This window comes from Paenibacillus sp. CAU 1782 (assembly GCF_054551715.1).
Genome location: NZ_JBTOLL010000001.1, coordinates 371,645 through 393,744, shown reverse-complemented (window position 1 = coordinate 393,744; position 22,100 = coordinate 371,645). Strand labels below are relative to the sequence as shown.

The 22,100-nt window shown below is 53.5% G+C and carries 21 protein-coding genes; 1 reads left to right on the top strand and 20 read right to left on the bottom strand.

Features of this window, described 5'->3' with window-relative positions:
• Nucleotides 1-8: 8 nt before the first annotated feature.
• From ACX93W_RS01990 to ACX93W_RS01915, 16 genes are all read right to left on the bottom strand, one after another.
• Complete coding sequence (locus tag ACX93W_RS01990; protein ID WP_459390645.1) at nucleotides 9-3,302, bottom strand: hypothetical protein; 3,294 nt, start codon at nucleotides 3,300-3,302, stop codon at nucleotides 9-11.
• Nucleotides 3,303-3,327: 25 nt separating this feature from the next.
• Nucleotides 3,328-3,729: a phage tail fiber protein gene (locus tag ACX93W_RS01985; protein WP_459390644.1), complete on the bottom strand. Its 402-nt coding sequence runs from the start codon at nucleotides 3,727-3,729 to the stop codon at nucleotides 3,328-3,330.
• Between the two features lie 18 nt (nucleotides 3,730-3,747).
• Nucleotides 3,748-4,302, bottom strand: coding sequence for a distal tail protein Dit (locus ACX93W_RS01980; protein ID WP_459390643.1), 555 nt, complete (start codon nucleotides 4,300-4,302; stop codon nucleotides 3,748-3,750).
• A 1-nt stretch (nucleotide 4,303) separates the two neighbouring features.
• Nucleotides 4,304-8,398, bottom strand: coding sequence for a phage tail tape measure protein (locus ACX93W_RS01975; protein ID WP_459390642.1), 4,095 nt, complete (start codon nucleotides 8,396-8,398; stop codon nucleotides 4,304-4,306).
• A 116-nt stretch (nucleotides 8,399-8,514) separates the two neighbouring features.
• Nucleotides 8,515-8,808 (bottom strand): hypothetical protein, encoded by a 294-nt coding sequence (locus tag ACX93W_RS01970; protein ID WP_459390641.1) that lies wholly within the window; start codon nucleotides 8,806-8,808, stop codon nucleotides 8,515-8,517.
• Nucleotides 8,809-8,822: 14 nt separating this feature from the next.
• Nucleotides 8,823-9,236, bottom strand: coding sequence for a hypothetical protein (locus ACX93W_RS01965; protein ID WP_459390640.1), 414 nt, complete (start codon nucleotides 9,234-9,236; stop codon nucleotides 8,823-8,825).
• 71 nt (nucleotides 9,237-9,307) lie between these two features.
• Nucleotides 9,308-9,850, bottom strand: a complete 543-nt coding sequence (locus ACX93W_RS01960) for a hypothetical protein (RefSeq protein ID WP_459390639.1) — start codon at nucleotides 9,848-9,850, stop codon at nucleotides 9,308-9,310.
• A gap of 89 nt (nucleotides 9,851-9,939) precedes the next feature.
• Nucleotides 9,940-10,368, bottom strand: coding sequence for a minor capsid protein (locus ACX93W_RS01955; RefSeq protein WP_459390638.1), 429 nt, complete (start codon nucleotides 10,366-10,368; stop codon nucleotides 9,940-9,942).
• A complete protein-coding gene (locus ACX93W_RS01950) occupies nucleotides 10,325-10,747 on the bottom strand; it encodes a hypothetical protein (protein ID WP_459390637.1) in 423 nt (140 codons plus the stop codon). The genes ACX93W_RS01955 and ACX93W_RS01950 overlap by 44 nt, the downstream gene beginning before the upstream one ends.
• Complete coding sequence (locus tag ACX93W_RS01945) at nucleotides 10,744-11,064, bottom strand: hypothetical protein (RefSeq protein ID WP_459390636.1); 321 nt, start codon at nucleotides 11,062-11,064, stop codon at nucleotides 10,744-10,746. The genes ACX93W_RS01950 and ACX93W_RS01945 overlap by 4 nt, the downstream gene beginning before the upstream one ends.
• 16 nt (nucleotides 11,065-11,080) lie before the next feature.
• Nucleotides 11,081-11,479: a hypothetical protein gene (locus tag ACX93W_RS01940; protein WP_459390635.1), complete on the bottom strand. Its 399-nt coding sequence runs from the start codon at nucleotides 11,477-11,479 to the stop codon at nucleotides 11,081-11,083.
• 12 nt (nucleotides 11,480-11,491) lie between these two features.
• Nucleotides 11,492-11,719 carry a preprotein translocase subunit YajC gene (yajC, locus tag ACX93W_RS01935; protein ID WP_459390634.1) on the bottom strand — a complete coding sequence of 76 codons (228 nt, stop codon included), beginning with the start codon at nucleotides 11,717-11,719 and terminating at the stop codon, nucleotides 11,492-11,494.
• Between the two features lie 54 nt (nucleotides 11,720-11,773).
• Nucleotides 11,774-12,895: an SU10 major capsid protein gene (locus tag ACX93W_RS01930; RefSeq protein WP_459390633.1), complete on the bottom strand. Its 1,122-nt coding sequence runs from the start codon at nucleotides 12,893-12,895 to the stop codon at nucleotides 11,774-11,776.
• 68 nt (nucleotides 12,896-12,963) lie between these two features.
• On the bottom strand, nucleotides 12,964-13,629 hold the full coding sequence (locus ACX93W_RS01925) for a phage scaffolding protein (RefSeq protein WP_459390632.1): 666 nt from the start codon (nucleotides 13,627-13,629) through the stop codon (nucleotides 12,964-12,966).
• A 76-nt stretch (nucleotides 13,630-13,705) separates the two neighbouring features.
• Complete coding sequence (locus tag ACX93W_RS01920) at nucleotides 13,706-14,554, bottom strand: phage minor capsid protein (RefSeq protein WP_459390631.1); 849 nt, start codon at nucleotides 14,552-14,554, stop codon at nucleotides 13,706-13,708.
• The gene (locus tag ACX93W_RS01915) at nucleotides 14,554-16,131 is read right to left on the bottom strand and encodes a phage portal protein (protein ID WP_459390630.1); all 1,578 of its coding nucleotides are present in this window, start codon (nucleotides 16,129-16,131) and stop codon (nucleotides 14,554-14,556) included. Before ACX93W_RS01915 ends, ACX93W_RS01920 begins: the two co-directional genes overlap by 1 nt.
• A gap of 82 nt (nucleotides 16,132-16,213) precedes the next feature.
• Here ACX93W_RS01915 and ACX93W_RS01910 point away from each other — a divergent pair, with 82 nt between their 5' ends.
• Nucleotides 16,214-16,555, top strand: coding sequence for a hypothetical protein (locus ACX93W_RS01910; RefSeq protein WP_459390629.1), 342 nt, complete (start codon nucleotides 16,214-16,216; stop codon nucleotides 16,553-16,555).
• 21 nt (nucleotides 16,556-16,576) lie between these two features.
• Here ACX93W_RS01910 and terL read toward each other — a convergent pair whose 3' ends face one another.
• The 4 genes from terL to ACX93W_RS01890 all read right to left on the bottom strand — a co-directional run bounded on the left by terL (nucleotide 16,577) and on the right by ACX93W_RS01890 (nucleotide 21,738).
• Entirely contained in the window at nucleotides 16,577-18,217 is a 1,641-nt protein-coding gene (gene terL, locus ACX93W_RS01905) for a phage terminase large subunit (RefSeq protein WP_459390628.1), read from the bottom strand.
• 268 nt (nucleotides 18,218-18,485) lie between these two features.
• Nucleotides 18,486-19,217: a hypothetical protein gene (locus tag ACX93W_RS01900; protein ID WP_459390627.1), complete on the bottom strand. Its 732-nt coding sequence runs from the start codon at nucleotides 19,215-19,217 to the stop codon at nucleotides 18,486-18,488.
• Between the two features lie 738 nt (nucleotides 19,218-19,955).
• Nucleotides 19,956-20,351: a phBC6A51 family helix-turn-helix protein gene (locus ACX93W_RS01895; protein ID WP_459390626.1), complete on the bottom strand. Its 396-nt coding sequence runs from the start codon at nucleotides 20,349-20,351 to the stop codon at nucleotides 19,956-19,958.
• Between the two features lie 772 nt (nucleotides 20,352-21,123).
• Complete coding sequence (locus tag ACX93W_RS01890; protein ID WP_459390625.1) at nucleotides 21,124-21,738, bottom strand: hypothetical protein; 615 nt, start codon at nucleotides 21,736-21,738, stop codon at nucleotides 21,124-21,126.
• Nucleotides 21,739-22,100: the final 362 nt, after the last annotated feature.

Here is a 22,100-nt window from a genome sequence, read left to right as displayed (position 1 = left end):
ATTCCCTCCTATTCAAAAGCCCACCAATATAACGTTGTTGGTGTACCGCTGCTAGACGCGCGATAAAGCACTAGGGACGCCCCCGAAGATGTTACCTGGAATTGATCGGAGCCGGTGCCTTGTGCTCCGTTTGATATGTTTGTTGCAGACCCGCCGCGAATATCAGGGTACGTATTTATTAGCGACCCAGTTGATTGACTTGTATATATAGTCGCCCAGTCGCTTTGTAATGTCGCGTTAATACCTGTCAAATTGACGAGTATGAGCGACGGCGAAAATGCTAGACCCGTAATATCTATTTTGTGGTAACCGTCAGTTGCTGCGTAATGCATTTTTGACCCTTGTGCCCAGCGCTTACCCTCAATAAGTGTACCAATAAGCCCAAAAACATTCGATCCGGCACGGATGTTAGACGCAATCAAATCCGGCTGCGCTGCCGATCGTACATTGCCGAAACTTCCGCTACCTGGATAATATCCGGTCGGCGGCTTGAGGTATACGCGGTTGCCGGTGCCGGGATTAAATAAGACCGTGGATATCGCGTCCGGTTCTTGGCTGGATCGGTCCTGCATCGTTCCCGTCACGATCCCTGATTCAGTGCCAATTGTACTCGGCGCGAGAACCTGGGCAGCGGTCGCTGTTCCGTACTCACCCCCTTCACCCTGTAAGATAAAAGCCGTTCCGCTGAATACCAACGTGTAGACGGACCCGGATTTGAGCAGCCCCGCCGCCGGAGCCGATCCGTTAGGTTTGCGGATTGCTTGCGCCCCCGTCCCGTTGACATTAAGCGTAGGATTCGCGCCGTTATCTACGTGTAGTTTGACCATAACGCGCATACCCTCGACAAGTTGCGGAGCAGGCGCAAGAGTTAACGTGTATGCCGTTGCTGTACCGGCTGTTGTGCCGTAGCTGTTACGCTGTACGAGGTCGTGAGCGTTGTTGTCCGCCTTGGCTTCGATGTAGTCGAGCGCAAAATCCTGCACCCCATTGTGCTGCTGAAGCTTGGCGATATCCTGCGTAGCCTGCGCCACGGCCCCACCAAGAGTAGATCGATAGACAAGCGTTGCATCAACGGCGTTGGCGGTGTAGGCGTATTTGTCGAGGACGATGTAATCAACATACCACTCATTTGCTGCGATTTCGGCGGCGGTGTACCTTGCAGAGTTGGCCGAAATAAACGTTGGGGGGCCTGACACAGCTCTCCAACTACTATCTAGCTCCGTCCCTTTATAGACCGACAAAAATTTTCGTGTAGTATACTTAACACGAGACGATCCCCAAAACTCCGTGGAGTCAGCGGACATAATATACCATCCGCTGCCGTCTAGTTTTGGATAGGCCCGCTCTCTTACTACAACTCCCTCCATCAACTCAACCTGATTTCCTCCCTTGACCACATTCAGCCCGCCAATATCGCCCGTCAGCGTCTCCGTGATCGGCGTTGCCCGCACGTAATCAAGTGTGGCGTATGCAAACTCAGGCGTTACTTTGTTGGCGGCTACGTAGGCTTCCGTGTTTGTTGCCGGGGCTGCGCCCGTTAGTATGGATACCCACGAGTTATAGACGGTCCCGTTATTACCGTTAGCCTTCCAGCCGTTACAGAATCCTTTTCTTGCATTGGAATTTGGAGCTACCGCGTCCGTCCATCCGCTCATAGCATTACCGACCGAAAGATAAATCCGATTATCACTCGTTGTAATAATAAATTGATCTGCTGCTATCGGTGCTGGCCCATACCGTTGCAAAACGAGTCCATCAAATCTAACTGCATTTTGATGCTGAATCGTATTTGTCGGCACTGCAATGTTTTGGTATAGACGCTTGTAACCCGTATACACGCCTTCTAAACCTACATCGCTTAATCCGTCCATTTTCAGTCCTGCCACCAACCGCCTAAACACCTGCCCCGTTGCGCTGTCGTAGCTGTCCGCAATCGTCCGGTCTACGTTGCTGGCGAGTTTGACGGGAGCGTGGGCGTATTGTGGGTTGTATGGCGTAAATGGGGTCGCTGCTGTCCCTAGTTCAAGTTGTGGATTCGCGAACGTGAATGTACCCGTCGATGCCGATGCCTTGCCGAATCCAATTCGTAGCGACGTATTCGCGCCAGAGTTGAAGCTTACCGTAGTCGCTGACGAAGAGCTGACGATATTGGTCGACGTCTGCAATCCCGTAACAGAGATACGCCCGTTATGCGTGACTGATAAGTTGTATGTCGTGTTCGGCGCGCACGGGATATCAAGTGTGCTCGAATTTCCGCCGGAGGTGTCCGTGGTCGTGAGTGTCAGTTGATACGGATCGGTAACCGTCGCAAACTGGTTGATCGTCCACCGTGTAAATGGCGGCAACAAGTTTTTGCCCTGCAATGCCAAGCTCACGCCCTGCAAATGCTGCACCGAATCCACGTAAGGCCAACGGCGGTCTATTGCTTCTCCGGTTATCGTTGTGCCAATGGCGGCGTAGTCGGCGGCGGATAGTTCGTAGAGGCGGATTTCATCGAAATAAACGATCGCCGACGCTGTTGTTACGCCTAACAACGTCCTAAATCCGTTACCCACTAAAACATTTGCTGTCGGGACTTTTAACGGGACGAATTGCCACTGCCCTACAAGCGAGGTGTTTACAGATGCAGCATAACGCGATGTGTTCGTGCCTGCGTCACGTAATGATACGTTAATCGTTCCCGATGTATATGACTCAATGTAGACCCAGCAGCCGAATAAATATTGTTTGGTTGCGTCAAGAACATACGCATAATCCTTGTAAAACGTTGACGTTGAAGCGGATGCCGTAACCTTGATGGCATTAATTCCGCTCCGTTTCTGCGTTGTGGACAATTCCACCGTGCCAAACGTCTGAAACGGAGTTAGACTTTCGCAACCGCCATCGCGCCCCAAAATGTTACAGAGCGTGCAGCCGATAACCTTAAACGTTGCCCCGCTTGCCTGGTCGCTGTTAATGACGTTGACTCCCCGCTGTATGGGGGACGGGATTGTTTGGCCTTCGTCCAGTTTTTCGCGGATCGTGTCGTAATCGTAGGCGGTAAAGTTTCGAGCAATTTTCGAGCTAATCGACCAAGCGCGGGCGGTGCCTTGAAATCCACGTGTTACGGACGATAGCGTATTTCCGGACTTTGCCGCATACATAACCGTTTCCGCGTTCTCGCCTTGCCCGATAGTCGCGATATTGGGCGCATCCGGCAGCGCGGCTCCATTTAACACCGTAATCGTCGTAGCGGCTCCGTCAATTGCTGCGGCTAACTCGGTTACTGGCGAGTTCACCATTGCAGGATATAGCGTTGACATTCGTTTTCACCTCGTTAATTTTTCGTTAGTTTACAGATAAAGCAACGGACGCGGCCGGAAATTTGAGCAAATCGTTAACCTGAAGCGTACGCGGATTGTCAACCGCTCCGTAAAAGAGCAGGTTGCCGCCGGTCGCAGCATCTCGTATGCCGACGTGCGTAATCGTGCCCCAGTCTGCCGTCGCGGTCGGAAACGCAACCTCGGCGTTACTTCTTAATGTCCGCCGGCCTGTCTCCGTAGCTGGCGCTGCAAATGTAACCGCCCGCCTCGCATACGCCCCGCCAGTAACTTCCGTACCTGTATCGGCCGCCGTCGGATTACTCGTATAAAGTGCGATATATACCGTAGAGGGCCGCGTCCAGGCAACGTTCCTAAACGTCTGATTAAGCCACGCGTCCGCGAGATAATTCGATACCGCTAATGCCATTTGTTAATCACTCCGTTTCTATTCTGTCTCGTACTCGATCGTCAGCGTAAACCCAGCGGCCAAAGTCGTCGTGCCCGCGTTTGATAATTCGATAATTGGCGGCGTCGGTTCGGAGCCTTCGGATTCCAGGACAAACGAAAAAGGGGCAGCCGTTAGACTGTCCTCGTAGATTCGTTCCGGCCCGTATGCAAACGGGTCCGTACATTTAAGTGTGACTCGAAACTCGCCGTACTGTCCGATCTGCTCGGGGACGAGCCGGCCCGAAAGTTTGGCGTAAAAAAAGCGGTCAGGCACCTCGTCGAAAACGAGAATGCCCGCCGCTGTTGTCGGTTTAAGCCACGTTAATATTTCGGATTGCCGGCGCTTGAATGGGATATCAACGCTCGGATCGATATCCATTACGATTTCAATTTCGCGTTTACCGAGTTCGGTCCCGAAGTCCAGTACGCCGGGCAATCCGGCCGGTTCGTCTTCATACTCACGCAAGTCCGGGCTGTTTACCGTATAGCGAAGAAGGCGCGCACCGAACTCGGAACAGTGCCGCCCTTTGAACACGAAGCCGTATTCAGCCACGTTAAGCACCTCCCGTATAGTTGTTGCGCGCCATTTCCGCCGCCATATCTACGCCGACACGGCCGATAGCCCGAACGTCGATTTCATCTTCGAGGGTCGTGTCGTTCATTTCAACGCCGACGATGCGCTCGATATTTACCGTTGTTCCACCGCTTCTGCCGGCCCCGTCGATCAAACTCCGCAGTTGCCCTGGAGTAAAGACGTACTCGTCGCGTCGAAGGATCGCTGCAACTTCGTCCGGCATTAGCATATCGCCGGCGTTAAATGTCCGGCCAGTTAAGCCGTCGCGTCCCGTATGAAACAGAGGCAATCCGTCAGCACCGAACCAGCGGCCCGTCCTGCTATCGTAAGTACCGCCAATCTCCGCGCCGAGTCGTTTGTTTTCGGCAGCAACACCCGCCATAGCAGCCGTGTTGCCTTCCGACTGATACGTTTTCCAAGCGGCCGAGTTCGCCTTCATTTGCGCCGCGATAGCCGCTTGATACGGATCGACGACCGCTGCCGCCGCGACTTGCTGACCGGTAATTGTCGCCATTTCCGCCTGAAACCGAGTCATTTCCGCCTTGATTTCCGCGTTCGTTTCGATAAACGCCTTCAGACGTTCATCCTCCGTAAGCTGGTAGAGCGATATCATGTCGCCATTAAACGATTCGGCCGCGGACTTGAGATCGTTGTACCAAGCGTCGATATCCGCTTTTTGCTGATCGAGCGCAGCCAGCTTATCGTCGCGTTCTTGCTTGAGCGCGTCCTTATTGTCCTCGACGTCCATCTTCCGGAGCTGCTCCTGCAACTCCTCGAAACGTTTCCGGCCTTTTTCCGACGTGGCGAACCGGTACTTTTCCATTTCGTCAACGATGGACTTGCGCTCACGGCCACGTTCGGCATTGTCGATGATTTTCAGGATATCGTCGTAATGCTTCTTCGTATCGGCCTTCCGTTTGTCCAGCGCGGACAGTTCGGCCTTTCGCTGCTTCTCGATATTATCGAGGAAGGATTTCGTCGATGCTTTCGCGGCCTTTTCGGCTGTGTCGGCGGCTTCCTTCGCGGCCCTCTCGTCCTGTTTCCGTAAGTCCATCCGAGCATTGTACATTTCGCGGTCGGCACGTTTAAAGTACTCCGTATCCTTACCGTAGCGATTCCGGACCCGCGTCCATGCTTCGAGCTGCATTTCGGTAATCGCCCGTTCAGATTCGCCGCGCTCCGTCATCCGCTGCGTTTCGAGCTCGATCCACTCCGCCGACTTTTCGTAGCTGGCGCGTTGTGCCTTTTCGGATGCGCGGGCGCTTTCTTCGGTCGCCTTCGCTTCTGCTGCGGCCATTTGCGAGATCAAGCGCTGTCGGCGAGACTCCGCGTCGATCCAGATATCGTCGTACTTTTTATACGTTTCCGCCAGCGCGGCCAACCGGTCAACCTCTTGCTGCTCCGTAAGATCGCCGAGGAGTCGCCGTTTTTCCAGCGCTTGGAGCGATGCCCTGTACGCAGCTTGCGCGATTTGCTCGGCTGTTTGCGTCTTGTCCTTTTTATTGGACTTTTTGTCGCCGTCAAGATTGAGCGTACCCGAGCCCGTACTTAATCCGCCACCAGCACCGCTACTGCCGGAGCCGCCGAGCAGTCCGCGCCAAGTACCGTTTTGGATTGCGCCAAGCTCGGTATCCATCTCGTTAAGTAACGTCTGCAACCGGGCTGCTTCGGTACTCAATTCGCTCTCTACCTTTTTGGCCGCTTCGCCCAGCGCTGTGTTAAAAAGGCTTGGTCCACCGCCGAGAAATTCCGCTTGTCCTGTATCTGCCGCCGCAACCGCTTTTAATGCCGTAATTTGCTTTTTTGCGGCTTCTAGCGCTGCTGCCGTTTCCCTACGTCGAGACTCCGTATTTGCTGCTTCCGCTTCTAATCGGGCCGTGAGTGCGTCGTTTTCGGCGGTTATGATATCGCGTATTAACGACTCGTTCGTAATAAGCAGTCCGCCTTGCGTATCCAGCTCGGTCGCAAGATCCGGATAACGTTCGGATAGTGTGCGGACAGTTCTCGTCAGTTCTTCGTTTTCTTCAGCGGTGCGCGATGTTTGATTCCGCAGCTCGTTGTAACGGTCGAGTAACTTTTCGGACTCCGCGATTTGATCCTGCTTTGCCGCAATATCTCGTAACTCCTCCATCCGGAGTTCGCGGAGTGCCGGCGTAGACTGATTAATTTCGCGGTTGATTTCTTCGATAGCCGCCGCAGCTTCTTCAGCCGTCATACCGTATTGCTTCAGCTTATCGTTCAAGTCCGAAAGCGCGTTCGACGCTTCCGTTAATTCTTTCGGAGCAGCGATAAAACCGCCGCCTGACTTGGACTGCGCCTGTGCAAATTCGTCACGCAGCGTTGCTAGGCGCTCCTCAAGTTCCGCTCTTTGTTCGAGGATATCGTTCAACTCTGCGGCTTTATCGCGTAACGCCTGTACGTCATCAACCGTTCGGCTTAACGGGGATTGTTCGAGCATTTCGTTAAATTGGCGCTGTGCTTCGGCCGCTTCCGCTGCTTCGACTTTGTAAGACATAAACGCGCCGGCTGCTAATCCTACTGCTGCCGAAATTGCTCCGATCCAACCAAGCGCCGCATTTGCCGCAATACCAGCCGCCTGTAATGCCCGCATTGCCGTAACCATTCCGTAAATTGCAGTAGCAAGTGCGCCGGCCCCCGTTCCTGCCGCAAGCATCGTTACAATAAACGTCCGCGTTCCGGAGTCCATTTCGGCCAGGCCGAGTAACATCCGCGTTACTTCTTCCGCCGCTGCCCGCATAGCCGGTTTAAAATCGTCACCGACCGCGATCCCAACGCCTTCCAGCGCCGACCGCATTTCCTCCAACGCACCGTTATACGTATTCATTTGCGTTTCAGCGATTTGCTGCGCCGTGCCGCCGGAATCTTGGAGTTCGCCTGTAAAGCGCTCCAACTCGTCCGCTCCCGTCGATACCAACGTCAAAAAGCCGGACGCCGCTTCAGTGCCCGCGATAAGGGCCGCCGCTTCCGCCTGCGCCGATTGAGTTAAGCCGGACATGGCCGTTTGAAGCTGGCGCAAGATATCACTAAAAGGAAGAATCTTACCGGACGCGTCGGCCGTTTTGATACCGAGTTGTTCGATAACCTTTTCCGCATCGCCGACCGGATTGACTAACCGCAGGAACATCGCCCGAAGTTGCGTACCAGCCATTTCGCCTTGGATACCGGCATTCGATAAGATACCGATTGCGGCCGCCGTCTCTTCGACACTGACGCCGAGGGATGCCGCGATTGGAGCTGCATAACGCATGGCATAGCCGAGCTGTTCCATTGACGTATTGGATGACGTAAATGCCTTCGCTAGAACATCCGAAACACGGCCGGTCTGCTCCGCTTCCAGCCGAAACCCCGTAAGGATATTCGACGTTATGTCCGCCGCGCGTCCGAGGTCCATTTGAGCCGCCGCCGCAAGGTCGAGCAATCCCGGCATAGCCGCTATGATATCGTTAGCCTTAAAGCCGGCAATTGCGAGGAATGACTGGCCTTCCGCTACTTGCGACGAGCTAAAAACGGTCGAGACGCCGAGGCTTATCGCTTGATCCTCTAATGCTTTAAACTCCGCAGCCGTAGCGCCCGACATCGCCTGAACACGGGCCATCGACGATTCAAAAGCGGCCGCTGTATCTACGGACTTCGCGATTATTGCCGTCATAGCAGCGGCCAGCGCTCCGTATGCGACGCCGACTTTCGTTAGCGACGCACTCGTCTTATTCGACATCATCTCCGCGCTATCGCCGGCCGATTCGAGGCTATCTTCGAGTTCCCATATCTTCTGTGCGGTCGCATCCGACGTCTTCTCCAGCGAAAGGAGTGCGCCTTCCGTTTGTATGATTTGCGCTTGTAACTTGCCGCGATCCTTATCGTTAAACGTTTCGTCGTACGAACGCTTCAAGTCCGCTAGCCGCTTCCGCTGGACATCGATTTTAGCGTTAGTGTTATCGAGTACGCTGGTTAAGCGTCCGATTTGCGTCTGCGTGTCCGCCAGTTTTTTCGCCGCGGACGCTGCTTCGTCAAATCCGCCGGCGCTACGTTTTGCCTTCGCAGACAAATCGTCCATGTCACGGACTGCTTTCGTTTTATTTGCGGTAAAACTAGAAATATCGAGGTCGAGCCGGGCTTTAATCGCGCCTACCTGGGCCGCCCCTCCACCGCCTATTGATCCGCTAATGACCGTTACCTCCTTCCGAGTTTATTCCGTAGCTCGGCCAGCCCCGACCGGTCGAGTCCCGGTTCCTTCAGTGCTTCGCTGCTGCCGTAAATGTCCATCTCCGCCTGCAATCCGTTAACAAAGCGCTCGCGCACGTCCTTATCCGCCGACTGACTAATAGTCGCGATACTTAGCGACATCAACCGTTCCTCCGCGCGGACGGCCGCTTTATACCGGAGCAGCAGCGGCAAATCGACGAGGAAATATTCCGTTTCAATAACGTTCTGACTGACACCAAGCCGTACGGCCGATTGCGTCAAAAACTCGTCAAGTGTTAGTTGCCGTCCTCCGGAATCGCTCTTACCCGGAAGTGACCGAGGACGGCCCGGAAGTTTTTTAACGCGCGCTGCAAATCGTTCTTTTCGAGTGTCAGCCGGATAAATTCGCTGATTTCGTCAAAACCGGCATCGTTGTCGATTACATCGCGGTCGATATCCGCCAGTACGGAGACAATCGATACAGCTTCGTCCATTGCCATATTTGCGCCTACAATCGCGGTTGCAACGAAGTCTTCCGAGTGGTGCGAGGCTAGAACGCTAGCGATAATCTGAGGCAGCGTTTCAACCCGTTCGAGCAGCGCTTTAAATTTCGCCGGCGTTAACTTCGGGATTTTGACGGACTTGCCGGCCAGAACCGTGTATTCAGGCGAGACAGTGTCCGCCGATTTATTAAATAACCGTGATAGCACGTTAATTTTCAGCTCCATTCATGCGAGATAAAAACAAAGACGGCCCTGTTAAGAGCCGTCCTTTTAGCGTCTTACTCTTCGGCGTCCGGATCGCCGAACGAAATTAGCAAGCCGCCCTGCGTCATGTCCGGAAATGCGCGGAAAGTCGTATTTGTAACGAGTTCGTTGTCGTAGCTGTACGTGTAATTCAGATTGGATTGCGGAGCCGCCTTGTGGAGAATGATCGTATCGGCTGGCGTTGCGTATATGTCGAGCGGTTCGATTTTTACTTTTTTCGCGAACGGAAAGAGGCGCGCCACGATAGCCGCACTAACGTCTACGCGCTGCTTCGTTGGGTCGGCCGCGTCCGTTACGAGTACCGCGCCGGGGATAATTTTCGATAGTTTCACGAGGTCACGTTCGGCGATCGGAACCGCGACCGAAGCTGTCCGGCCTGTGATAATGACGTCCGCCGGCGTTGTGCCGAGCTGGTCGATAGGTACGTCGCGGGTCGTTTCCTCATACGTAAGCACGACGCCGCCCTGTGTTTGCTCGAATACGACGGGCGATGTGCCCCCGAAATCGAACGTTACGCGGGCCGGGCCGAGCGCGATTTTGTTAGCATCTACTGCCATTTAATAGCCTCCCTGCGGCAGACAACGCAAAAAAGCCCCGACCGTTTCCGGCTAAGGCTTAATCGTGTGTTGCCGTTATTAGATTGTTGTTATGCCGTCTGACCGTCAATCAACGTTACCGTGAAGTTGACGGAGTACGTTGGTCGCCCGCTCTCGTCCTGTCCGAGGTAGAGCGGTGCGGACTGATCGGCAAACGACGCCTTGATGCGCTGTGTGCCGATAACGAACGATTGCCGCTGATGAAATTCGCGGTACAACGCATAAGCCGCCGCTTCAGCCGCCGGGCCCGATTTATTTCGCACGATTACCTGGAACGAAGGTCGCCGTGTTGGTAACCACTGGCTCGGTGCATAACCGCCAAATATCCGGACAAATGCCGCGTTGTCGCCGGCCGTATCCGGAAACTCGTTGTGATAGTACGTGTACGGTACGACGGACTCTAAGTAGGTTTTTAACTCCGCGATAGTAAACACGTTACATTCCCAACTCCTTCCGGATTTCGTCCGCGATCCAGGCATTAACCTTGTCCGCGTATTGCTTGACGGGCTGTTCGAGGTACTTCGGCTGCGTGCCGGGCGTGATCGGATTCGCAAACGTGGGCTTTCCGCCGAATTCGTGCAGCCACAGCGCATAATTAAACCGGCCGGACTTGCCGTCTTCGGTCGCGCTGTAGTAGATTTCGCCGGTAATCGTATCCGCCGTTTCCGAATATTCCGTCCAACTTTCGCGCCGGAGCGTACCCTTTTCGAGCGGAGCCAATTGCCGGCTGGCGTCATGTATCGCCTGCGTCCCGTCATATACGCCGTTACGGGCACCGCGGCGGGCTTTCGCTTCCATTTGCGTCGTCCAGGCGTCAAATCCGGAGGTATCGATCGATATACCGTTCGTCTTCGTCATTTAACGTACACCACCGTCAATATAGGCTTGCCGGAGAGCATCCGTTTCGGGCCGCCATTAATCGGCCGGTATACCTTCGTAACGCCGTACTCGTCCGTGTATTCGATCCGAGCCGCCGGCGGAAAATTCGGGTACTTATCGAAAAGGATGCGCGCCGACACCGTTACCTCGCGGCCTTGATCATCGGTTACGACGCGAAATCCCTCCTCGACGCGGCATCGGTACGTAATGGGCTCCGAGTCCGGTTGCGGATTCCACGGATCATCGTAACCAGGCGCGTAAACGGTGACGGTCTGCTTCAGCGGAATGATTGGCATATATCGTAGCCTCCCGTCATAGGACCGTAAATTTCGCGGCCCGTTTCGATAGTTTGACGCCGTTTTCCGCCCCGATAATGTCGAGCGCGGACTGCGGAATCAGCTTCGATAAGTCGGCGTCCGGCCCCGTTACTAATTCCGTCTTAAATCCGACGTTGAAGACCGATGCGAGTCCGAATACATTAATCCCCTGCCGCTGCATACGGTTCGTATCGTTAAAGGCGATACTCAGGACGTTAGCAAACTCGTATACGGCGGCGTCGGGGATCACGTAAGTTGCGTATTTGGTCGTCAGCGTTCGTCCGGCTACGTTCAATATTCGATTTTTGCGTGCCTCGTCCGAAGAGTCCCAATCCTCCACATCGATACAGTTATCCGCGATATAGACGTCCGCGTCCGTTATGCTAATCGTCATGGTTTCGCCTCCTTATTTCGTCGATTTACGAGGGCGGGTTGGTGCGGTTGGTTTCGGGCCATCTTCGACGACCTTCGGCGCTGCCTCGTCGACCTCTTTCGTAATCCACTTCGGTACAAGCCGGTCGAGCGCCGCGATTTCGTCCGGGTCAATCGTTACGTAAGCGCCGAGCCAATCGAATACAATCGTTTTACCGCCGGTGGATACCGTGTATTTAGGCGCTGCTTTATACGCAGCCATTAGGCGTCACTCCTTCGTCAGTATTTCGTCAAATAAGGGCCCGAAGGCCCTCGATTAGGAAACGGTAGTTGCTACGTTTTCGAGAATCGCGACTTTCTCCTTCGCATTCTTAACGGTAATACCGTACTCGCCACGAATCTGACGGGCAACGAAGTCTGCACCGGCCGGCGAAGCATCTACGTCCCAAAGCGCGCGACCTTGGAGCGGCGACAACGACAGAATCGAGCGGTCGAATAGCGCGACTTTGTTTTTCGGGAAGTTGGGGTCAACGATAACTACCGCTTCGCTACCGCCTACGATGTCGCCAACGACGGACGAAATACGGTGACCGGTCGTAGTATCTGTACGGACAGTTCGGATAGTGTCGCCAGCCAGTTTCGTAATTTGACGGGCTCCGGCCGTGTTCGTCAGGATCGTATTGACGCTGCCGCCACGTTGGTAAACCTCTTCCATAACGTCATTCAACGCTTTAGCAGTTACCTCACCGCCAGCCAAGTTCGCCTTGTGAGCGCCGTTTTGGTTCGCAAAGTACAGCAGACCGCCGGAAGTCGATGGCGTCGAGGCTTGGCCTTGGATACGACGGCCGTAAATCAGCCAATCGTTAAGCTCACGCGCCAACTCTTGCAAACGGAGCTGAACTTGGTAATCCAACTCGTTAGTAACGTTGTGGGTACGAACGGCTTGTTGCGTACCGGAAACGGCTGCGTAACGCTCGATGATTTGCGTAAAGTTGTAATCCGTGTAACGGTCGTGACTCTCGTCAACGCCTACGCCTGCACCTTGAAGCTGCGGGCGAGATACGATACGCAACTCGTCGCCTGCGTCAATATCGGCGGCGGTCGTCCCGTCAAAACCGCGGACAACGGTTACTACGTCGCCAGCTACAGCGGTAACCTTCAAGTACTCTTCGCCGACTACTACGATTGCATTAACGCGAAACTTTGCGCCGTCTCCAGCCGCAACTGTTACAGACGTTGCGGAAGCTGTAGCGTTGGCGGCAGCGGTCGCGCGGTTGGAGTTTAGGTTATCGGACATCCATTCGTACTTCGTCTGAAACAGCGACTCCCCGTTAAGTCCCACGAGACCGAGTAGCGTAGGCGCGTCGTCGATAATAAGCGAAATACCCGCCTCTAGTTGGCGGACTTGATCTTTAAAGTCATAAGTCAATGCTGGCATTGATTTTCCCCCTTGATTTCTTTGTTTTATAAAATAAAAAGACGACTAGCGCAGGGCTGGCCGTCCTCTTATTTAAGGTTAGCTAACTTGTTCGATAACTCGATTACCTTCGAGAAATCCTTCCGTTTCTTCGCGTCTTCCAATTGCGTCTCCAACGTCTTCCGCTCGTCAGGCTTCGGATTACTCGGACCGCCAATCGGCTTCGGCGTGTTCGTCGCAATCAGAAACGGTTTTGCCGCCGTCAATGCTGCGATAGCCTCCGCAACGCCCGTAACGCTTCCGTCATCGCCTACGGTTACGCCCGATTTGTCGGCGAGCAGATACGCGTCCTCGATAGCGTCCGGCAAAACGTTAGCAGCCGCGGCGGCGATCTTAAACTCCGCCTTCAGCAAGCGTTCATTTGCAGATTTCAACGCAGCCTGTCGGGCCGTGTCCGCATCCGCTGCCGCTTGTTTTGCCGCCGCAAGTTCGGCCGCAGTACGTTCTTGCTCGGTCATGGTCGCTTTTTGACGTTCGGTTTCCGCGGCCTCCAAGTCGGCTAGCTTCGTCTTCAGTTCGTCGTAATCGGCGTACTTCTTACGTTCTCGGCCGAGTCGTTCCGCAATTTTTGCGTCTAGTTCCGCCTGCGTAAACGTTGGCTCCGGATTAGGGTCGTTGCCTGGTTCCGGATCGTCTTCCGCGAAAAGCTGGATGTCTAACGGAAATCTATACTTGCGTTTAATTACGTCAGTCATTCGTTATACCTCCGATTTATGGCCGTCGCCAATATCCGTCAGTTTAAGGACATATCGTAGGTCCAAGCGTTGAATATTATTTTTCAATCGGATCATTACCGGGCTCTGTTCGACTTTCGCCAAGTACACGTTCCGGATTCCGTAATGCCGTAACTTGATGGCGACAATTTGGGTGGAAAATTTCCCGCCGCGGCAAATCCCCAATGTAACGGTAATCGCCCGGCGCATCCCGTACGAGTTTAACGATAAGTCGCTCGTAATTCCGACAGGCATCCGTTGCGCCGTGACTCGATATGATTCCGTAAAACGCGCCACGCTGGACCGCCTCATTAATTGCCGTTTGCCGTTCTGTCTCCGCCAATTTGGTCCGCGTCACCATATCGACGTAAACTTCCGGCTTCCAGCGTCGGCCAGCCGCGTCAATGATTCCGGTATCGACCGCATCTCCGAGCGTCTTCCGCATGCCGGCGAGCGTGTCCCGGTTGATCGTGCGCCGCCCGTTAATGCCGGCGGTCATGTTCGCGCGCATCGATTCAGCGGTAACTTGGCGGACGGCCGCCTTAACCCGCCGGTCGACGTTTTGAGTTACCGCCAGCAAGTCCGCCTGCGTATCGAGTATCACAGCGTTGACGTACCGGCTGTTCATACGGTTAAACTTCGCGATATCGGCGGCCGCCTTCCGTGTTTCGACGACGCCTAGCGCAACTAACGTTTCAACGACGCCAGCAGTCCCGGCTTCCGGTACATATTTCGCAACCCAGGCGGCCGACTCTTCGTTTAGCGACGCAAGGATTCGCGCAACCTCACGGAGAGCGGCTTCCGTATTCGCCCGCGACATGTCCGTAATATCGAGCGATAACAACTCCGCCCGAATCCGTTTGACTGCGTCTTTATAGGCGGCAACGAGGACGTCCGTATCGGCCATTATACGACGACCTCAGTAACCTCTTCGTTAAACACCGAGCCGTCAACGGTTCCGGCGATCCGCGTTTCGTCTTCGCTCATTCTCGTCAAAACTTCGGCGGCTTGCTGGTCATCAACGGCGTCCATCCGTTTAATAGCGGATTTAACGTCGAGCGTCGGCTTGGCTCCGGTCCGGATCGAGTAAATCTCAGCTTCCTCTTTTTCGTTTTTCGGGATACCATCGCGCCAATTAATCTTCGGGTAAACGGGCGTATATGGGACGAAGCCCTTAACGCCACGGTTCGCGTAGGTTTCGAGCTCCATCGCGGACCATAACGCATCCCGGAGCGCTTTATCCATATGCGTCCGAATACGTTTGACCTTGGATAAAATCGGCATAAAACGTGCTTTAATCGCAACGCCGTCCGTATGCGACGTGCCGGTTCCGCCTTTATCCGCGCCGGCCATGGTCGTGCCGAATAGCCATTGTGGCGTTTCGGACATTACGAAGACTAGCGAAAGCAGCGTGTCTAGCTCTTTAAACGCGGCCTCCAACTGCGATTCCCACGTCATATAACCGGGAACGACGTCCGTCTTCTCGACCGCGATGTATTTACCGCCCCAGCGTGTTCCACCGTTGCCGTCGTCGTCAATTTCGGGCCCGTAGGCAATCGGGTCCGAATGCTTCCAGAGGATATAGTCGATCTGGACGAGCCGGTCGTTAATCGCAGCAAGTACGGATTCTATTTTTTCGATATTGCCCGTACCCTTCCAGTCATAGTCGACCGTTTTATACGGCGCGTGGAATACGAGCGGACGATTAACGCCTGTAGGTACGATATCCTCCGCGCGGCCGGTCGGTACGGATTCACCAACGCGGAAAAGCGGAATCTCAGCGCCAAACCGGTTATCGACGCCGGCAGTTTCCGCGCGGTATCGCTCGTATACGATGTAGCCCGGCAGATGGCGCTCGACGACGAGGTATGGCGTTTCAGCCAGTTTGTTACCGGTCATGATACGTTCGACGGCTCCCGTGCCTTCTTCGACCCATTCGATATATGCGATATTGATAGCGGTAAACTTCTTCCGGCTACCGGCAGCAAGTTCCGGAAACACGTACATTGTATCGACCGACTCAATAATTGGCTCCGGATTCTGCGGCGGAACCGGAAGGTCAGCGGCGGTCAGCGCGGAAAAGTCTTGTCGATCGGCAAAGTACGTCTTAAACCACGCATCGCCCGTAATGCCGGCGCCTGTTACCGTTTCGTGGATTAGCTGCGTAACGTCGTTCTCTTCGACGATGCGGTTGAGCGCATCCTGTTCGGCGGAGTCGTCCGGATTGCCGGATTCAAACGATGGCGGATCGCCTACCATCAAATCGGCGGGCTTGGCGACGAGTACGTCCATCAAATTGACCGCGATGTACAGTTTCGCGAGCTGCGGGGCCGCCGGCGTGTCGCGTAATAGCTCCGTCGCCCGGTCGTATACGTCGTACAACCGGCCTTCGTAGATTGCGCGAGCCCGTTTATACTTCGCCAGCCGTTCAATGTCGGCGGCTGGCGGATAGAGAGCGGCTGTCGTAAAAAGCCTCATAGACATAGTATCTCCTTCCTACTAATAGAGTTATATGGTAAAATAATACTGGGCATTGCCTACTAATAATTCAAAAGGAGGGGATAAAATGCAATTTGAAGAATTTGTTAACAAGATTCAAAACAAACTTGCAGCCATTCAACAAGAAAAGCTGCAAGAAAAACTAGAGTCAGCCGCAAAAGAATATGCACTTGACCAGATTCGTATTCAAGCAGCTCGACTTCTGAACGGACTAAATGCTAGGTTCGTGATAACTCCTGGAACTTCAAATGAGGATTACGTAGACGCGATTATTTCCGGGCACGGCATACGCATTGAGTACGGGAAAATCTTAGAAGAGAAGCGTATGGCAGCAGAGTCATTTCAAGAAATTCAACACGAATCTTTTACTGACCTGATTCAAGAAAGCATCTTGAGTCAGATTGGTTAAGTACGGGGTAGCCCAGCTGTTCTATCTGTAATAGATTGCCGGCTTACTCCGTACCTTCTTGCGCGACGTCTTCGATATGCTCACGGCCATTTCCAGGCTGTCTACGGTATCATCATGCGAACCCGTCCCGTATTGCTCGAATTGTTCGAGTAGCAACGCGTGTCGTCGCGTAAACTGAATAGCCCCGGACTCGATGTCGGGGGCTAACGCTTCTATCCGAAGTTCTTTACGACTCCGCTGATATATCTCCTTGACGCGAGCCTTCGCGGGGTATCCGGCAGTCGTGAGCGTTTGCTTCAGCTTGTGGACGAAAAATTCCTGCGCCGCCTGAGCCTCGGCCGCGATCGCTACCGGTTGATATCGGACGACCTTATCCGTAATCGTCCGTAAAAATACGTCAGGATGAACCCGCTCGCCCCACGCGTCAATAACGTAGATAGTGCCGGATTTCTTATGTCGCGCGATTGTTACGGTAGCCGAGTAATCCCCACGCGTTTTCCCCATCGCGAAATCGACGCCCATGTATACGTCATAATCGGCGCTCATGTAGTCGATATCCTTACCGTCCCAATACGTAAACTTGTCCGGACGGAAAACGGCGGACTCTTCGTCGATCGGATTATTCATGTACTCCGTGTTAAACGCTTTGCTCCCGTTATCCCATTTCCACGTCATCAGCTTCCATAACGGCTGTACTTCCGGCCACAATACGCGAGCCCCGCCGTCCATATCCGCCTGATTCGCGATATATAATGCCAACGCGTCAGCAGCTCGTTTGGCCGCGTCCTCTTCCGGATTCTGATATACGAGTCGGCACGCTTCCCATAAGTCCATTCGCGCCGGCCATTCGATAATCGCCCGGTAAACCTTCGTCTTAAAGTCGGCCCTGTCGGTCAGTATCCGGATGAGCAGCGCGTCATGATGCACCGTCGTTCCCATGTATACGATGGCCGTCCGTTTGCCTCGGGGGTCGCCGAGTGGGATAACGACCTGCGAAAACCAGTCCCGCATTTCTTGCCGGAGCTGTTCCGTATTCGTATTCCGCTTATCTTCGAGATCGTCACATACGATAAGGTCGGGCCGGACCCCGTTCCAATTTCGGCCCCGTAGCGCCTGACCGGTCGATGCCGCTTCTACGCGGGCAATCGGGTACTTGACGCCTTCGGACCGAGGCTCTGCCGCGATAAACTCCGCCGAGTTATCCTTTACGTTCTCCTGCTGCTTAACGGAGAGGAGATGTCCGAAGTCACGCCGGAGCTTTTCGTTATACTTCAGTTGTGTCGCGATCCAATCGAGGTTGCCGGACGAAACCGTCGGCGTCTCCGATATGAGGATAACGTACTTCCGTTTCCGGTAGCACAATTCTCGCAGCGGAAATGCCTTCGATAGATACGTCGACTTGGCGTGAGAGCGCGGGGCGGCGACCGCTATCTTCGCATTGACTTCGTTGTTGGATACGTTGTCCATAATGCCGCCAATTTCGCGGTGAAACTCCGGCATATCATCTGTTGACACGGAATTAAACCCGTCCCAGTTGCCGATATTGCCGGGGTTACGGGCCTCGCTGAAGTATTCGAGCGCGAACGTTAATAGATCGTCTTCGGCGCGGTTGATCCGGTCAAGTCGTTCATACTCCGCCGCAGCCCCGTCCAATTCCCGCAAAACATCGTCAGGAAGGGACGCTATATCGACGTCTGCGGCCGTAGATAGGAGCGATTGATAGCGGGCAATTTCGGCGTCACGTTCGGGCCGCGAAAGCCAGCGAGAACTTACGTTGTTCCATGCGATATAGCGTCACCTCCCTTCAGCCTCGCGGCCTTGTGTTATATTCTCGTTAACTTTGCGTTGATTTAGCGTATAGGGTCCGCATTGGACGGATTACCTTATCGCGGCGATACGATGCGTTAGAACGGATTTTAGACGGGTTAAATTAAGCAGCATCAACGGCGGTGACGAAGCACCCGCAGCCTCCGATATCAAAGCGGTCGACTTCAGCACCGGTCGTAATATCCTCGCGTAACTGTCGCATCGTGTACGGAATAGACGTCCGCTTACCGGCGACCTTCCGTTCCTTCTTCATCATCGATACGGACTTTCCCGTTAACGTCCGGAATTCTTCTTCGCGTGCTTCGTGATATGCATACTGTTCGCGAAACTTTTCGTAAAGGTTCGTGAAATGCCCGTGTCCGCCGCGTACGCAAAAGCCGCCGCAATTGTTATGTGCGAACCCCATACCGTAAAGTCGCGGCCTGGCGATTCCTAACGCGTCCAAGTCCGCTAGCATATCCGTTTTATCAACGTAAGGCTCTTCGCACATCGGAAATTCGACGCGGTATGGCGACCAGTTCGTAATTGGCGCAGCCCGGCGATGGTCCTCCGTCCAATCGATTCCGAGGTAAAGTACGCAATCATCCGGAGTAAAGTTCGCTTTCACGTAGCGGTCGGCTACGTCCTGCTTCAATTTGTGCGAGCAATGAGCCAGCCGCGAATTACCGAGATATTTAACGTCGAAAAATACGTCCCACGGCGTCCGACCGTCCGCAATCCACACGAATCCTGGTATAAGCGCCATTGCTTCGGACGCAATTTCGGGTAACAGCTTCTTTCGGATTTCTACGTCAGCCTCCGAACGAATATCGGGGATTGTGTCACACTTCGCCAATAAATCGGACGGTCGAGGTATGCCGTGTACGGCCGCCGTTGTCTCAATGAGAAACCGGTAGAGGTCGCGGTCCTCGATAAGGGTATCCGTAAACAGGTTAACTACGGATTCCGAACCGTGCTTCGCGATGACACGACAAAGAGCCGACCAGGAACCGATCCCGCCGGAATTGAATACGATATGCTTCAGCCTAACGGCCTCCCTTCGGAATTACCGTAAAATTCACGGCAAATAACCGTCTCACATCGTCGGTGGACGGAATATACTCGGACAACGCTAGCGCCCGTCTGAACGGATTTCTCACGGGTTAAATCAACGTTAGGGCTACGAAAGTTCAAACGTTAAATTTGATACGCCGATTTTTCTGACGCCTGAACCGGAAAATCTAGGCATACCCCTTGGGGGTAAATACTTTAGCGCATTAACGCGACATACATGTACACAAAACGCACATTTCGCGCAGTAGTCCGGCCAGCCTACGCAATCCCCGCCAACCCGCGCCGCCACGCCATTCTCAACGTTTCTCACTCGTCCCCACACCACCCTACTCCGCCATTTCTACGCCAAATTTGCACTATTTTACGTATTCGGACGCTGAAATACGGCCAGGCCCGGTATGTCTCCGAAAATTTCCGAGGAGGCCCGCAAAAACGGTCTGTCGCAGATAAAACGCCTTATTACGAAATCATCCGAAATCTACCCGTACGTATCCGTACATCTAATACGTTCACATTACGTCTATTCGGATGTGCCTTCGTTACCACTACGTTTCATCGCTTCTAACCGTGCCCGCAGCGCCTCTACGTCAGTACCGACGTCACTCTTCGTCTCAACTTCGACTTTATCCGTAAGCATGCCGTTCACTTGTAGCAGTAGCTTCGCGGCAGCCGCGTTATGCTCGTTAATCACAGCGTCAGTAAGACTCGTTATTACTTCCGGAAGCCGTCCGCTATTGTTTCGTACAATCGCCCGTTTAAGTTCGCGATCAAACGAATCATCTTTACGCCAGTTCTCGACCGTACGCGCAGTGACTCCGGCCAGCTCCGCTATTTGTTCGTAAGTCTTACCTCCCTTAGCCGGAAGCGATAACCATTCGATAGCTATCGTCTGCCCTGCCGTTAGTGGCTTCGCCATATTACGTTCACCTCCGTTTTAATCTTCGTGTTTTATCCCGTTCGAATTTCCACGTTGAGAATGCGTAGGCAGCTACGATATAAACTGCAGGAAACGCTAGTACGTGTAGTATTTCGCTTACCATACGGTCACGTTTCGTATCCTTAATACCGTCCCTTACGCATATCAACGCGATAATAAATAGCGTTAGATGAACGCCAAGGATAACGAGAATTAACGTTAACAATCGTACCTACCTCCGTTTCTTATCCGTTAGCTCACGTCCAATCATATTGATTGCCGAGAGCCTAAGTGCCTGCCGCAGCCTTCGGCTTTGGCCTGTCTACGTGTAAGATCATCACGTATCCAGATGTATCAATAATCACTATTGGTCCCGGCCTCTTTCGGTTTTAAAAGAGGACGGTAATGTCTTATAGTAACGGTTCATCCGAAGTCCATACGATTACTAATAGCGCTACTATTCCCGGTAACCATAATACATGCGTTACAATACGCAAATACCACGGAAATGACGTAATACTATACGGTTGAAATACGAGCCCTGCCGCTAGATATACGCTGATAATTAACGCTATTAGCACGTCTATTCCTCCGTTCGATGGCGGGAGTGTTACGTTAATACCGACTCTCCCAACGTGGCCACTCCGTCCGAGTAGAAGACTAAGAAATAATTTCGACCCCAAATCGCTGACTCGCCTAGAACCACGCGGGATTTCGGCGTTTTTCGTTGTACGAATAAGGTTACCTTTTTTGCCGATTTGTACGAATGAGGTTACCTTTTTGTCCGGTAACCGACGTTAAACATCGCCAGCAGCGTATCATCCGGTGTCGTACTCTTCCGGTAAAATACGTTCGGATTGAAGAAGTAACGGACCGGCTCGTTGCTGGCTCCGAACTTCAACCGTGCGATCACGTACTCGCCACCGAATTTCATGCGCGGCAAGCTTCGGCTAAGCGACTTTTCGTGTACGCCGATTACCTCCGCCAGCTCCTTACCGTTAAGCCACCGGATCTTCAGCGGATCGGTTTCCGTAGGATTGGCGCATAGTGCGTTAGTTCCGTAGTGGACATACGGCAGCATCCGGTACATAAGACCGATGTCGGCCGCGTTCACCTCGCGGTAAATGTGGCGGACTTTCGCCGTATACGAACGAATAACGGCCCTATTCTGCGTTGCGCCCCGGAAGTGGTATCGAGGATTAACGCAATAAGAGCCGTCATCATTTTTCGTAAGTATTCCGTTATCGAGCGTTACCGTTAGGAAATCGTAGAACGTCTGCCGCTTGCGTTTAAGTTGGAGAACGTCCATCATTTGCGCCGTCGTTAACGCCCGTTTATCCGCGTCAACAAGTCGTCCGTCATCGTAACCAACGTAACACTGTAGCACGAGAAGATAGCCGCATTGTGCCGTCGTTAACGCGCTGATTACGGCGTCTAATTCGCTAATGTCAGCGAACGTAAACTCCGTAGTTCGGCCGGTGTGTTCCTCGCGTTCGCGGAAGCTTCTCCGTTGCCTGGCGGTTGTCTTACGCGCTTCCTCGCCGGGATTTAACTCTATCGTTACGGTCTGTATCGAGTCCGTGTTGTTTCGTACCGTGTGCGGAATAATTAGCGCCTCCTATTAAAAAAGTACGCTAATCGGGCGGAGTATAGGCCGCCGCGTTCGTTTATTAGCGAAATGTCGGAAAATAAAAAAAAAAGAACGCCCCCGAGTTGAAGCGTCGTCTATAACGTATAGGTTTGAAACTA

Bases quoted from the DNA above. Each gene is read 5' to 3' on its own strand.
- ACX93W_RS01895 (WP_459390626.1), bottom strand. From the start codon at position 20,351: ATGGCGAAGCCACTAACGGCAGGGCAGACGATAGCTATCGAATGGTTA.
- ACX93W_RS01920 (WP_459390631.1), bottom strand. From the start codon at position 14,554: ATGGCCGATACGGACGTCCTCGTTGCCGCCTATAAAGACGCAGTCAAA.
- ACX93W_RS01930 (WP_459390633.1), bottom strand. From the start codon at position 12,895: ATGCCAGCATTGACTTATGACTTTAAAGATCAAGTCCGCCAACTAGAG.
- ACX93W_RS01940 (WP_459390635.1), bottom strand. From the start codon at position 11,479: ATGACGATTAGCATAACGGACGCGGACGTCTATATCGCGGATAACTGT.
- ACX93W_RS01945 (WP_459390636.1), bottom strand. From the start codon at position 11,064: ATGCCAATCATTCCGCTGAAGCAGACCGTCACCGTTTACGCGCCTGGT.
- yajC (WP_459390634.1), bottom strand. From the start codon at position 11,719: ATGGCTGCGTATAAAGCAGCGCCTAAATACACGGTATCCACCGGCGGT.
- ACX93W_RS01925 (WP_459390632.1), bottom strand. From the start codon at position 13,629: ATGACTGACGTAATTAAACGCAAGTATAGATTTCCGTTAGACATCCAG.
- ACX93W_RS01975 (WP_459390642.1), bottom strand. From the start codon at position 8,398: ATGGACGATTTGTCTGCGAAGGCAAAACGTAGCGCCGGCGGATTTGAC.
- ACX93W_RS01955 (WP_459390638.1), bottom strand. From the start codon at position 10,368: ATGCCTGGATCGCGGACGAAATCCGGAAGGAGTTGGGAATGTAACGTG.
- ACX93W_RS01950 (WP_459390637.1), bottom strand. From the start codon at position 10,747: ATGACGAAGACGAACGGTATATCGATCGATACCTCCGGATTTGACGCC.
- ACX93W_RS01990 (WP_459390645.1), bottom strand. From the start codon at position 3,302: ATGTCAACGCTATATCCTGCAATGGTGAACTCGCCAGTAACCGAGTTA.
- ACX93W_RS01960 (WP_459390639.1), bottom strand. From the start codon at position 9,850: ATGGCAGTAGATGCTAACAAAATCGCGCTCGGCCCGGCCCGCGTAACG.
- ACX93W_RS01915 (WP_459390630.1), bottom strand. From the start codon at position 16,131: ATGTCTATGAGGCTTTTTACGACAGCCGCTCTCTATCCGCCAGCCGCC.
- ACX93W_RS01910 (WP_459390629.1), top strand. From the start codon at position 16,214: ATGCAATTTGAAGAATTTGTTAACAAGATTCAAAACAAACTTGCAGCC.
- ACX93W_RS01985 (WP_459390644.1), bottom strand. From the start codon at position 3,729: ATGGCATTAGCGGTATCGAATTATCTCGCGGACGCGTGGCTTAATCAG.